This is a genomic window from Thalassovita mediterranea (genome assembly GCF_001458435.1).
GTDB lineage: Bacteria > Pseudomonadota > Alphaproteobacteria > Rhodobacterales > Rhodobacteraceae > Thalassobius > Thalassobius mediterraneus.
Map to the genome: position 1 here is coordinate 123,306 of NZ_CYSF01000017.1, position 13,316 is coordinate 136,621.

Below are 13,316 nucleotides of genomic sequence, written 5' to 3' on the forward strand. Positions count from 1 at the left end.
ATGTGCGGCATTGTTGGAGTCCTCGGCAATCACGAAGCAGCCCCCATTCTGGTGGATGCGCTGAAACGTCTGGAATATCGCGGCTATGACAGCGCGGGTATCGCCACAGTACATGACGGCGCGCTGGATCGTCGTCGTGCAATGGGCAAGCTGGTGAACCTGTCAGACCTCTTGGTCCATGAACCGCTGGCGGGAAAATCCGGCATCGGTCACACCCGATGGGCCACCCACGGGGCACCTTCGATCACCAACGCGCACCCGCATCAGGCTGGCCCTGTTGCCGTGGTCCATAACGGGATTATCGAAAACTTCCGCGAGTTGCGCGAAGAATTGGCCGCCAAGGGGATCGGGTTTGTCACCGAAACCGACACCGAAACCATTGCGCTGCTGACCCAAGGTTTCATGGCCGACGGCCTTGCGCCCGTGGATGCGGCAGAGGCGACGCTGGCAAAGCTTGACGGCGCTTTCGCGCTGGCCTTCCTGTTTGAGGGCGAAGAAGACCTGATGGTCGCCGCCCGCAAAGGATCGCCCTTGGCCATCGGTCACGGTGAAGGCGAAATGTTCGTCGGCTCTGACGCTATTGCGCTGGCGCCAATGACCAACAAAATCACCTATCTGGAAGAAGGTGACTGGGCGGTTCTGACCCGCACGTCGCTGGTGATCCGCGATGCACAGGGTGAATTGGCCAACCGCGAGATGCGCACCATCCAACTGGAAGATGCCCGCGTCGACAAAGGTGGTCACAAGCACTTCATGTCCAAAGAAATCGCCGAACAGCCCCGTGTGATCGGTGAGGCGGTGCGCCACTACCTCAGCGACGACGGTGCATCGGTCACGCTGCCGGATGATCTGGACTTTACCCAGATTGACCGCATGACCATGGTGGCCTGCGGCACCGCCTATTACGCCTGTCTGACGGCGAAATACTGGTTTGAACAGCTGGCGCAGATGCCGGTTGAGGTCGATATCGCCTCGGAATTCCGCTACCGTGAACCGCCGATCCCGGCCCGTTCCGTCGCGCTGTTTGTCAGCCAATCCGGCGAAACCGCCGACACGCTGGCCGCGCTGCGCTATTGTGAGGGCAAAGCAGACAAGATCCTGTCCGTTGTGAACGTCCCCGAAAGCTCCATCGCGCGCGAAAGCGATCTGGCTCTGCCGATTCTGGCAGGCACCGAAATTGGTGTTGCCTCGACCAAGGCGTTCACCTGCCAGCTGACTGTTTTGCTGTTGATGGCGCTAAAGGCCGCCGAGCAACGCGGCACGCTCAGCGCTGAACGGATCGCAGATCTCTTGTCCGGGTTGCGCGCCCTGCCCAGCACGCTGAACGCTGCTTTGGAACAGGAGCCACAGGTCGAAGCGGCTGCGCGCAAACTGGCAGAGGCCAGCGATGTCCTGTTCCTTGGCCGCGGGTTGATGTACCCACTGGCGCTGGAAGGCGCACTGAAACTCAAGGAAATCAGCTACATCCACGCCGAAGCCTACGCGTCCGGCGAATTGAAACATGGCCCCATTGCACTGATCGACAAAAACCTGCCAGTGGTGGTTCTGGCACCGCGCGACGGCCTGTTTGATAAAACCGTGTCGAACATGCAGGAAGTTATGGCGCGTGCGGGCAAGGTGATGTTGATCAGTGACACCGACGGCGTGGCCGAGGCCGGCGCAGACGCGTGGCAATCGATTGCCATGCCAGCCATTGACCCCGTACTGGCCCCCATCCTATACGCAGTGCCTGCACAGCAGCTGGCCTATCACACAGCGGTCGCCAAAGGCACCGACGTGGACCAGCCGCGTAACCTAGCTAAATCGGTGACTGTTGAATGACCTATGACGAGGCGCTGGCCGCGCTGAAATCCCATATTGAACCCGGCCGCGCCGAAGGCATGGCGGAGTATCACAAGGTGCCGCGCGAATACCTTGGGGTGCCGAACCCTGTGCTGAATGATCTGGCCAAGGAATGGCGCAAAGGTCTGGATGTTGAGGGCCGCGTTGAACTGGCGCGTGCGCTGTGGGACAGCAACATCTTTGAATGCCGCGTGGTGGCAGCGAAACTGCTGACACAGGCACGTATCAAGGGCGATCAGCTGGTGTGGGATCTGATCAAATCATGGGTCGCGGACTTCGACAGCTGGGCGATTGCGGATCACGCGATGATGGCTGGTCAGAAACGTGTGGTTGCCGATCCCTCCCGTCTGGATGAGGTCGAGGTTTGGACATCCTCCCCCGATCACTGGACCCGTCGTGCCGCGATGGTGATCACGCTACCGTGGACCAAGCAGAACAATCCCAAACCGCAGGACCTAGAAGTCCGCGAGCGGGTGCTGACATGGGCCGCAGGTTATGTGAACGATCCCGAATGGTTCATCCAGAAATCCGTCGCTTGGTGGTTGCGTGACCTCAGCAAACACGACGCCGACCGCGTCATCGCCTTCCTGCGCGAACACGGCAAGATGATGAAGCCTTTTGCCCGCAAAGAGGCGGGCAAGCTGCTGCCCCCCAAACCCGAAGGCGCCGCCGCCAAACAGCCGCGTCCCGAGTGGGTGGAACAGGGCCCAGAGGAGGACGGGCCAGACGTCACCGACCTGCCGGATGAGCCGCTGAGCTAACCGAGATACAACAAAGCCCCGCCAGATCTGGTGGGGCTTTCGTTTGTCGCGCCACGTGTCGCGCTTAGGTCATCACCATCACATAGCCAACGCAACTGGCCTTCAGCGTGGTGATCGGCCCCCACAACCGACGTTCGGGCGCAGACGGCGTAATCCAGTTAAAAAACGCCACCACACACTGCGCGCCAAAGGCGGCCCAGCCAGACCAGCGCGGCCAATCGGGAACCTGCACAGGTCCAAGCGACCCAGACATCCCTGCCGCTGACAGCGCTGCCAGCGCCATGGCTGCAAGGATAAAGATGGACACAAAGGCCGCCAGTCGACCGGCCAGCGGCAAGGAGCCCTCAACCTGACCACCTTGGGTAATCCGCCCCCACGGCGCGCCGAGGATCAGCGCAATCTGAAATCCGATCACCAACACGCACAGCATGGCGTAGATCAGAGCGATTGTTTGGGTCCCAAGTAGGGCATCAGGCATGGTCAGCCTCCGGCGGATGAATGCGATGAAACCCAGTTATTATCGCGACCCAAGCCTTTCAATCCAAGAGAGAAATAAAGGGAGCGATAAACTCGCCCCATCCGTTCGCCACACGGTTGACACAGCTAATAAACTGCTGTTGTAGGCGATCAGCCGCACAGTTTTGCAGTGCATCGCCACCTTTCAACAGATTGCCACAACAAGACGAATGAGCATTCAATGAAGACATTTCAGATCCACAACCTGATGACGGGTGCCCTTGCCCTCAGCCTGCTTTGGGCTGCGCCGCAATCCAGCCAAGCTGCCACCGACCTGCCCGACGCGGTGAAAACCCTGCAACAACAATGCGCCGCAGCGGATGGTGCCGCCTGTGCGGAGCTGGGGGATGTGTTCAGCTACAATGAAATCCTGCCGCAGGACTACCCAACAGCTGCGCAATACTACCTGCAGGGTTGTGATGCGGGCGATGCCTATGGCTGTGCCAAAACCGGCCTGTTTCTGGATGCAGGCTGGGCCGGCACCTATGATCCGGTCGCGGCACGCCCCTATCTGGACACCGGCTGCACCGGCGGCCTTGGCTGGGCCTGTCAGCGCATTGGTTATTCCTTGGACAACTCTGACGATGCACCACGTGATGCGGCGCTGGCGGTAGAATACTACGTCAAAGGCTGCGAGCTGGGCGCTGGCGGCAGCTGCACCAACCTTGGCTGGATGCACGAAAACGGCAAAGGTACAGAACGCGATTACGGCAAGGCGCTTCAATTTTACGATATCGGCTGCCAATACGGGTCAATGAACGGCTGCACCGCGATTGGTCTGATGTTCGAAGGTGGACGCGGCGTGGAGCAAGACCACGCGCAGGCCGCGTCGATCTACGCTTACGCCTGTGACCAAAACGACGGACGCGGCTGCAAATTCCTCGCCTATATGTACGAACACGGCAAGGGCGTAGAAGAGGATCAGGCACTGGCCACCACGCATTACGGCAAAAGCTGCGATCTGGATTACGCGTTCAGCTGTTCGGAATACGGGTTCCGCCTACGTCGTGGTGAAGGAGCAGCGCAAGACTTCGCCGCCGCAACAAAGGCCTTCAAGAAGGCCTGCGATTACAACCAAGGCAGCGCCTGTAACGCGCTTGGCTATGCACATGAAATTGGTCAGGGCGTAGACCAAGATCCAATGAAAGCGACAGGGCTTTATGCCAAAGCCTGTGAAAAGGGCAGCAATGCGGGCTGCTATAACCTCGGCCTTTCCTACCGCGACGGCAGCGGCATTGAGGCGGACCTGATCAAGGCCCTGAACCTGTTTGAACGGGTCTGTGACGCAGATGACGCTGATGCCTGCGTAAACGCTGGCTATGCCCACAAATTGGGCAAAGGCGTCGACGTCGATCTGACCAAAGCCCACAGTTATTACACCAAAGCCTGCGATTTGGGCGCGCCACAGGGCTGCGATAACCTTGGGCTGATGTTCTACAACGGTGAATTCGTCGACAAGGACTATGCCAAAGCGGCAGACCTGTTCCACAAGGCCTGTGACGGCCACATCTATGAATCCTGCGGTCATCTGGGCACGATGTACCGCCTCGGCGAAGGGGTTGAACGGGATCGTGACGAAGGCACCCGCCTGTTGGAATACGCCTGCGAAAACGGCGCTCAGACCTCTTGTGAGGTCTTGGACGAAAACGGCCTGCGTCTTGGCAAGAAAAAGAAGAAATAAGCAAAAAGTGCAGGGCAATCATCGCATTGCCCTGCCTGCCCCTGCGATCAGGTCAGGGTGATCCCAAGGTCAGGAATATCCTCACCCGGTGCCGCCCCCGTCACCTGCAAACCGCCATAGCCCGCGTCATCCGCAACCCTGCCAGCAACCTGTCCGTCCGCGCGATGTTGTAGCTCCAACACGGTTTCACGGCGTTGATAGGTCCAGGGACGATTTTCGATCGCGTTCAAATCCGCAGACGGGGGCGTATGGTCAGGGCTGCCATAGAAATAGAGGGTGAAACCATAAGGCGCCACCGGCTGCACCGAATAGGGCCGTAGCCCCAGCGCCAGAACCTGCGGCTCCAACGTCGCGATATCGGCACAGCGTAGCGTAATCAGCGACAAATGGGCGCCACCACCCAATCCTTCACCCACAGCATGATCAGCAGGTCGTTCGCCCTGAAACCAGTGATCAATCAGCTCTATCGCAAATCCTTCGGGATCAGCAAAATGCGCCAAATACCCCACATCGCGAAACTGCCGCGGGTCAGAGACGGCGATGCCTTGCTCGCGCAGCTGGCGCACTGCCAGTTCGATATCAGGCACGGACAGCGCGATTTTCCAGTAGGTGTCACTGGGGTGTGGATCATAGGCCGTCGCAGCTTGTTCAAATTGCAGCCCACATTCGGCCCCGCCATAGCCAACGCGCCCATCGGGCAAACGGTGCATCCCCAGAACATCGCAATAAAACTGTCGCTGAGCGTCGATATCATTCACACGCAGCGTGAGTGTGTCCAGCCTAAGCATCGCGCTCCTTTATTAAATAACGTGGGTGCCAGATCGGGTGGGCGCAGTTATTGCACGAAAACCTCAACCTCTGCCAAAGCGGTCAGCGGCACGTCGAGCAACCGCATCGCGCCCAGTGACAGCGAACTGCCACCCGACGACGCGCCTGCGCGCGGGATCAGGTCCACCTTTACCTCGCGCCCGGTCTTAGGGTAGCGCACTTTGCCTTTTTGTGGGGCTGAAACCAACGGCGTTTCGATCCAGAACCCCTGCCGCGTTGCATCCCCAAGAGAGGCGACCGTCGTGCCTAGCAATCCGCTTGCCGATGCTGTTGGGCGCGTATCCTGAACAGTCGTCTGTGACCCCGCATCCGGCAATGCCGCCACTTCGACCGAGGCGCTGGATGGCAAACGGTTCGCCGTTGCCTGCTGCCCGCCGGAGGCATCACGAAGCCAGGGCCGATCCGTCAGGTTAGATAAGGCTGGCACCTGATCACAGGCAGCAACAGACAGGGCGACGAAAGTAAGCGGTAAAATCTTGTTCATATCGACAGCCTAGGATCAAAACCGCGTACAGGCAACCAGCCCGCAATTCTCGGCTGTTTTGCGCCGTTCATTCTAACCCTTGTCGCGCCCCCTACTGCGACATAGGTTTAGCGCATGACACACGCCACGTTGCCCCCCCTGATCGATCCCTTTGCACGAGCGATCACCTACCTGCGGATTTCGGTCACGGATCGCTGCGATTTCCGCTGCGTTTACTGCATGTCCGAAGACATGAAGTTCCTACCCAAAAAGGACCTTCTGACGCTGGAGGAGCTGGATCGCATGTGCAGCGCCTTCATCAACATGGGGGTGGAAAAGCTGCGCATCACGGGCGGCGAACCTCTGGTGCGTCGTGGCATTATGACGTTTTTCAATTCCATGTCGCGCCATCTGGAAAGCGGCGCGCTCAAAGAGCTGACGCTGACCACCAACGGGTCGCAACTGGCGAAATACGCGGATGACCTCTATGCGGCGGGTGTGCGACGGGTGAACATCTCACTCGATACGCTGGATGATCAGAAATTTGCCGACATCACGCGCTGGGGGCGCCTGAAACAGGTGCTGAACGGTATTGATGCCGCCCAACGCGCTGGACTGCGGGTCAAGATCAACGCGGTCGCGCTGAAAGGCTTCAACGATGTGGAACTGTTCGACATCGTCGAATGGTGTGCTAGCCGCGATATGGACCTGACCTTTATCGAGGTGATGCCGATGGGCGACATCGGCAATGAGGACCGGCTGGACCAATATTGGCCGCTGACCGATCTGCGTGATCAACTGGCGACGCGCTATCAACTGACCGATCTGGCCGAACGATCCGGCGGGCCGGCGCGTTATGTGCGGCTAGAGGAAAGCGGGCAGAAAATCGGCTTCATCACCCCGATGACCCATAATTTCTGCGAAAGCTGCAACCGTGTACGCCTGACCTGCACTGGGGAAATATACACCTGTCTGGGCCAAGAGGGCTGGCAGGATCTGCGCCCACCGCTGCGCAATCATCCCGATGATGACGCGCCGCTGCATGACGCAATCCGCGCAGCGATCGGGCTAAAACCCAAAGGGCACGATTTCGACTACTCCCGTCAGGATGTGGCTGGTAAAATGTCCCGGCACATGAGTCACACAGGCGGCTAAGGACGCTTTATGCCTTCACACATCATCGCGCCGCAACCGCGGCCGACCCTGACCTATCAGCTCTATCGTGGGCTGGCCGCTGCACTTGTGCCTCTGGCCTATCGCAAGATCGCGCGCAAACTGGACGAGGCTGGGTTTTCTGCCGACCGTCAACGGGAACGGATGGGCTATGCCAGCCTGCCCCGCCCTGACGGGCAACTGGTCTGGTGCCACGCCGCTTCGGTGGGGGAAAGCCTATCCGCCCTGACGCTGATCCACGCGATGGGCGAACGCCACCCTGAGATGCAGTTTTTGCTGACGTCCGGCACAGCAACATCCGCGCAGATTGTAGCAACCCGCCTGCCACCACGCTGCCTGCACCAATTTGCGCCGCTGGACAGCGGCGGCGCCATGCGTCGTTTCCTAAATCACTGGCAACCTGATCTGGCCTGTTTCGTTGAAAGCGAACTGTGGCCGCAAATGGTCATGCGCACCGCTGCCATGTGCCCCGTCACCCTGTTGAATGCGCGCATATCCAAAGGATCGCTGCGCAATTGGGCGCGGTTTGGCAAAACGGCGCAGCAGCTTTTGGATCGGTTCTCTTTGATCCGCACACAGGATCAGGCAACACTGGACGGCATCCTATCGCTGGGCGCGCGGGCGGAACGCTGCGCGCGTGGGCAGAACCTGAAGTCGGCAGCAGGACCATTGCCAGTGCCGCTGGACACTTTAGAACAGCTGAACCGCCAGATCGGCAACCGACCTGTCTGGATCGCCGCCTCGACCCATCCCGGTGAAGAAGGCCCCGCCCTAGAGGCCCACCGCCGCCTGTTGGAACAAACGCCGGATCTGTTGCTGGTGCTGGTGCCCCGCCATCCCGAACGCGCGGACGGCATCGAACAGATGATCACCAATGCGGGCCTTAGCCATAGCCGTCGCAGTCGCGGTGAACCGCCGCGTGGTCAGGTCTATCTGGCTGACACGCTGGGCGAGATGGGGCTGTTTTACAACCTGTCGCCGCTGGTCTTTCTTGGCGGATCATTGACCCCGGTCGGTGGCCACAACCCCTATGAACCGGCCCATGCAGGCGCAGTGGTCATTCATGGCCCCCTATATGCAAACTTTGCCGAGGATTACCCAGCCCTGCAGCAGGCAGGTGGCGCAGTCGAAGTGCAGGATCGTGCTGCTCTGGCACAGGCGGTGCAGTCTTTGCTGGACGCCCCCGAACAACAGCAGCGCCACAGCGCAGCCGCCCGCCAGTTTGCCCTAGATCAGATGCAGGGGCTGGATCAGATGATATCTGAGCTTTCGGCGCTGTTGAAACCGCGATAAGACCCATATACGCGCTGCACGACAGCGCAGTTTTTTGGATGTGATACCGATGCCGAACACTGCCGATCTCGACGTGATTGCCCCCAATTTCAAAAAGCGGCTGTCCGGTGTGACGTCGACCGTGATGCGGTTGGTGCCATTGCAAGCGCAACAGATCGCCATTGCCGCCACAGGTCCAGTGATGCCCGATCATGTGCCGCATGTGCCGCTGGCGTCGCTGCTGACGATGTCGCGGCGCGGTCCCTCTGGCGCGCGGGTCTGGCATGCACGACGCAATGTCGAAATGCTGGGCGGACTGGTGTTGAAGCACATCCTGCGCAAGGATCTGAAACTGTTGTTCACCTCTGCCTCGCAACGTCACCATACTGGCCTGACCAAATGGTTGATCCGACAGATGGATGCGGTGGTTGCCACCTCGGCCAAAACTGCGGCTTATCTGGAACGTCCTGCCACGGTTGTACACCATGGGATCGACATCGAACAGTTCAGCCCCAGCACCGATAAGACCGCCCTGCGCGCCGAACTGGGCCTGCCTGAAAACGGCACCCTGATTGGCTGCTATGGCCGCATTCGCGCGCAAAAGGGCACCGATGTTTTTGTCGATGCAATGATCGCCACCCTGCCCGATCACCCAGACGCCTACGGTCTGGTCATGGGCCGTGCCACCGATCAACACAAAGAGTTTGAGCAAGGCCTGAAAGACAAAGTTGCCGCCGCTGGCCTCAGCGACCGCATTCTGTTTCTGCCAGAGGTCCCAGTCTGGGAGGTGGCGAAATACTATCAGGTGCTCGACCTTTATATTGCACCGCAACGCTGGGAGGGTTTTGGCCTGACCCCGCTGGAGGCCATGGCCTGCGGCGCGCCCTGCATCGCCACCCGCGTCGGTGCGTTTGAAGAGCTGATCGCCGATGGCCAAACCGGCACCCTGATCAACGCGGGCGAGGTCGCAGAAATGATCGACGCCACCCGTGCCCTGTTAAGCGATCCTGCGAAACTAAGCGCTTGGTCCCAGAACGCCCGCCAGCACATCACAGACCATTTCCAGCTTAGCCAAGAAGCCAACACGCTGATCGGCATCTATCGGGATCTGCTAAACAGCTAAACCGGCCGCGTTGTAACACGCCGACCGATCCCCCGCCGCCAAAGTAAAAGCCGGACAGGTTTCCCTGCCCGGCTTTCTTATTGTCCAACTATGCCAGCGCCTTACGCGGCAGGCATACGTTGTTCGACGATCTCGGCCCACCAGCTGCAGCCTGCGGGGATCGCTTCGTCGTCGAAGTTGTATTCCGGGTGGTGCACAGCGGCGGTGTCGCCGTTGCCGACCAAGATATAGGCGCCGGGGCGTTCTTCTAGCATGTAGGCGAAATCTTCGCCGCCCATGACCAGCGGGGCATCGTCACATTGACCGGTGATCGAACGGGCCACATCGGCGGCAAACTGCGTTTGCTCCTCGTGGTTCACCATCACCGGATAGCCGCGCATGTAGTTCACATCTGCAGTGCCGCCAAAGGTCGCTGCGACGCCGCTACAGATTTCATTGATCCGCTTTTCGGCCAGATCGCGCATCTCCTTGGACATGGTGCGCACGGTGCCGCGAATGGTCACACGCTGCGGGATCACGTTGAACGCCTTGGACGAGCTTTCCATCGAGGTGACGGAAACCACGATCTGATCCACCGGATCTGCATTGCGCGACGCGATGGATTGCAGCGTGGTCACAGCCGTGGCGGTCATCACGTTGGTGTCTACGGTTTCATGGGGTTTAGCCGCATGACCGCCCTTGCCTTCAAACACCACTTCATAGGTATCGGTGGAGGCAAAGAAGGCCCCCGGACGGATCGCAAATGTGCCCAGCGCATGACCCGGCCAGTTGTGCATGCCGTAGACCTCTTGGATGTTCCAGCGGTCCATCATGCCATCTTCGCACATTTCACGGCCACCGCCGCCGCCCTCTTCGGCGGGCTGGAAGATCACCACAACGGTGCCGTCGAAATTACGGGTCTCGGCCAGATATTTCGCGGCCCCCAGCAGCATCGCAGTGTGACCATCGTGACCACAGGCATGCATCGCGCCATCGGTTTTCGACGCGTATTCCAGACCGGTCTGTTCGTGGATCGGCAGTGCGTCCATATCCGCGCGCAGACCGATGACCTTGCCCGAGGAAGTTTTGTTCCCCTTGATCACACCCACAACGCCGGTGCGGCCAAGACCGGTCACGATCTCATCACAGCCAAATTCCTTCAGCTTCTCGGCCACGATGGCCGAAGTGCGGTGGGTTTCGAACAGGATTTCGGGGTTTTCGTGCAGGTCACGACGCCATGCGGTGATTTCGGGCAGCAGTTCTGCAAAACGGTTTTTCGTCGGCATTACGGATCCTCTTGTTTTCAGGTTTTGGCCACGCCTAGCTGCGCGGCAGACGTTGTTCAACCAACTCAGCAAAGAAGCTGCACCCGTTCGGGATCGCCTCATCGTTGAAGTCGTATTCAGGGTGATGCAGCGGTGCACTGTCACCATTGCCAACCATGACAAAGGCGCCGGGGCGAACCTCTAGCATATAGGAAAAATCTTCACCGCCCAGCGACAGCGCAGCCTCAGCGCAGCTGCCTGCAACGGACGTCGCCACCTCTGCGGCAAATTCCGCCTGCTGGTCGGAATTGATGGTGGCGGGGGTGATGCGGTCATAGTTGAGCTTGATCTGCCCGCCATGGGTGGCCGCCACCGCATCGCACATCGCCTGCATGCGCTGTTCCAGCATGTCGCGGGTGGCGGGATTGAAACTGCGCACCGTGCCCTTCAGCGTCGCCGTGTGGGGGATGACGTTATAAACATCCGATCCCGTATGGAACGCGGTGACCGAAACCACCGCGCGGTCGACGGGATCAACATTACGGCTGACCAACGTTTGCAGCGACTGATGCAGCTGACAGCCCATCAAGGTCGGATCGATGGTTTTCTGCGGCTTGGCGGCGTGACCGCCCTTGCCCTCAATCTCAATAGTAAAGAAATCAACCGCGGCCAGCATCGGTCCTTTGCGGGTGGCGAACTGTCCGGTGGGCAGGTTGGGGTCGTTGTGCAGCGCGTAGACCTCATCAATGCCCCAACGGTCCATCATACCATCCTGAACCATGGCAAGGGCGCCATTGCCGCCCTCTTCGGCGGGTTGGAAGATCAGCGCGACCTGACCGTCGAAATTGCGCGTTTCCGCCAGATATTGCGCCGCCCCCAACAGCATTGCTGTATGACCGTCATGCCCACAGGCGTGCATGGCATTGGGCACACTTGAGGCATACTCAAGCCCCGTGTGTTCCTGCATCGGCAGCGCGTCCATATCGGCGCGCAACCCGATGACCCGGCCCGAGGTATCGCTGACCCCTTTGATGATGCCGACAACGCCGGTCTGACCGATCCCCTCAACCACCTCATCACAACCAAAAGCGCGCAGTTTGTCGGCCACCAATGCAGCGGTGCGGTGGGTGTCATACATCACCTCAGGGTGGGTGTGGATGTCACGGCGCCACGCGGTGATCTCGGGCAGCAGTTCGGCAAATCGGTTCTTACTGGGCATCTGAATAGGTCAAATCTGGCAGTTATCGTCGAGGTAGGCGTTGTTCGATCAATTCGGCAAAGAAGCTGGTGCCATAAGGCGCAGCCTCATCATCAAAATCATAGGCGGGGTGATGGCAGGCGGCGCTGTCACCATTGCCAAGGAAGATATAGGCGCCTGGACGGGATTCCAGCATATAGGCAAAATCTTCGGCAGGCATGATGGGGTTGGTATTGGGATCCACCTTGGTGCCCACAGCTTCGGCCGCTTTGATCGCATGCACTGTCTCTGCCGCGCTGTTGACGGTGGGCGGGTAACCACGGACATATTCGATATGCGCGGTGGCGCCATAGGCGGCGGCGGTGGCGGTGGCGACCGCCCTGACCCGTTCCTCCATCAGATCGCGCACCTCGGGTTCGAAACACCGCACGGTTCCGCGCAGTTTGGCGGTCTGGGGAATGACGTTCTGGGTGTCACTTTCGGTGATGAAGGTCGCCACGGTCAGCACCGCCTGTTTCAGCGGATCCACATTGCGGGCCACGATTGAGTTCAGCGCCACAACCACATGCGCAGCGGCCAGCGTGGTGTCCACAGCCATATGCGGTTCAGCCGCATGTCCGCCCTTGCCCTCCACCACAATCTCTATCTCATCGGCAGAGGCCAGCAGTGGCCCCGGACAAATGGCAAATTCGCCCACCGGAATGCCCGGCGCGTTGTGCAGGCCGTAGACCTCATCCACGTTCCAGCGGTCCATACAGCCGTCTTCGACCATCTTCAGCCCACCTGCGCCGCCCTCTTCGGCCGGCTGGAACAGCAGCACAACTGTGCCGTCAAAGTTACGGGTTTCACACAGATATTTCGCGGCCCCCAGCAACATGGCGGTGTGGCCATCATGGCCGCAGGCATGCATCGCACCGGGGGTTTTGGACGCATAGTCAAGGCCGGTGATTTCCTCCATCGGCAGCGCATCCATATCGGCGCGCAGGGCGATTACCCGATCCGATGTGCCAGCCTTGATCGTGCCGACAACACCGGTGATGCCGATCCCTTCGACAACTTCATCACAGCCAAATTCACGCAGTTTCTCCGCCACCACACCAGCGGTGCGGTGTACGTCAAACATCACCTCTGGGTGTTGGTGAAAATCACGGCGCCATGCGGTGATGTCACCGTGCAATTCGGCAATACGGTTCTTGATCGGCATTGTTCATTCAC

Annotated in this window: 12 protein-coding genes; 6 read left to right on the forward strand and 6 right to left on the reverse strand. The window is 59.6% G+C overall.

Features of this window, described 5'->3' with window-relative positions; genetic code table 11:
- Together glmS and TM5383_RS14225 are read left to right on the forward strand one after the other, a co-directional pair.
- A complete protein-coding gene (glmS, locus tag TM5383_RS14220; protein WP_058319709.1) occupies window positions 1-1,821 on the forward strand; it encodes a glutamine--fructose-6-phosphate transaminase (isomerizing) in 1,821 nt (606 codons plus the stop codon).
- Complete coding sequence (locus TM5383_RS14225; RefSeq protein ID WP_082645497.1) at window positions 1,818-2,603, forward strand: DNA alkylation repair protein; 786 nt, start codon at window positions 1,818-1,820, stop codon at window positions 2,601-2,603. Before glmS ends, TM5383_RS14225 begins: the two co-directional genes overlap by 4 nt.
- A 64-nt stretch (window positions 2,604-2,667) precedes the next feature.
- Here TM5383_RS14225 and TM5383_RS14230 read toward each other — a convergent pair whose 3' ends face one another.
- Window positions 2,668-3,081 (reverse strand): hypothetical protein, encoded by a 414-nt coding sequence (locus TM5383_RS14230; RefSeq protein ID WP_058319710.1) that lies wholly within the window; start codon window positions 3,079-3,081, stop codon window positions 2,668-2,670.
- Window positions 3,082-3,300: 219 nt separating this feature from the next.
- Between TM5383_RS14230 and TM5383_RS14235 the strand changes: the two genes are divergently transcribed.
- A complete protein-coding gene (locus TM5383_RS14235) occupies window positions 3,301-4,800 on the forward strand; it encodes a tetratricopeptide repeat protein (protein WP_058319711.1) in 1,500 nt (499 codons plus the stop codon).
- 47 nt (window positions 4,801-4,847) lie between these two features.
- On the opposite strand, the gene TM5383_RS14240 is transcribed toward TM5383_RS14235, so the two are convergent.
- Window positions 4,848-5,588, reverse strand: coding sequence for a VOC family protein (locus tag TM5383_RS14240; protein WP_058319712.1), 741 nt, complete (start codon window positions 5,586-5,588; stop codon window positions 4,848-4,850).
- Between the two features lie 47 nt (window positions 5,589-5,635).
- On the reverse strand, window positions 5,636-6,112 hold the full coding sequence (locus tag TM5383_RS14245) for a hypothetical protein (RefSeq protein WP_058319713.1): 477 nt from the start codon (window positions 6,110-6,112) through the stop codon (window positions 5,636-5,638).
- A gap of 114 nt (window positions 6,113-6,226) precedes the next feature.
- Here TM5383_RS14245 and moaA point away from each other — a divergent pair, with 114 nt between their 5' ends.
- From moaA to TM5383_RS14260, 3 genes are read left to right on the forward strand one after another with little or no spacing between them, the layout of a single operon-like run.
- Window positions 6,227-7,246 carry a GTP 3',8-cyclase MoaA gene (gene moaA, locus TM5383_RS14250; protein WP_058319714.1) on the forward strand — a complete coding sequence of 340 codons (1,020 nt, stop codon included), beginning with the start codon at window positions 6,227-6,229 and terminating at the stop codon, window positions 7,244-7,246.
- Window positions 7,247-7,255: 9 nt separating this feature from the next.
- Window positions 7,256-8,557 carry a 3-deoxy-D-manno-octulosonic acid transferase gene (locus TM5383_RS14255; RefSeq protein WP_058319715.1) on the forward strand — a complete coding sequence of 434 codons (1,302 nt, stop codon included), beginning with the start codon at window positions 7,256-7,258 and terminating at the stop codon, window positions 8,555-8,557.
- 49 nt (window positions 8,558-8,606) lie between these two features.
- Window positions 8,607-9,659, forward strand: coding sequence for a glycosyltransferase family 4 protein (locus TM5383_RS14260; protein ID WP_058319716.1), 1,053 nt, complete (start codon window positions 8,607-8,609; stop codon window positions 9,657-9,659).
- 101 nt (window positions 9,660-9,760) lie between these two features.
- On the opposite strand, the gene TM5383_RS14265 is transcribed toward TM5383_RS14260, so the two are convergent.
- The 3 genes from TM5383_RS14265 to TM5383_RS14275 are packed head-to-tail and all read right to left on the reverse strand — an operon-like array spanning window position 9,761 to window position 13,305.
- Entirely contained in the window at window positions 9,761-10,924 is a 1,164-nt protein-coding gene (locus TM5383_RS14265; RefSeq protein ID WP_058319717.1) for a M20 aminoacylase family protein, read from the reverse strand.
- Window positions 10,925-10,958: 34 nt separating this feature from the next.
- Complete coding sequence (locus TM5383_RS14270; RefSeq protein WP_058319718.1) at window positions 10,959-12,122, reverse strand: M20 aminoacylase family protein; 1,164 nt, start codon at window positions 12,120-12,122, stop codon at window positions 10,959-10,961.
- Between the two features lie 22 nt (window positions 12,123-12,144).
- Window positions 12,145-13,305, reverse strand: coding sequence for a M20 aminoacylase family protein (locus tag TM5383_RS14275; RefSeq protein ID WP_058319719.1), 1,161 nt, complete (start codon window positions 13,303-13,305; stop codon window positions 12,145-12,147).
- Window positions 13,306-13,316: the final 11 nt, after the last annotated feature.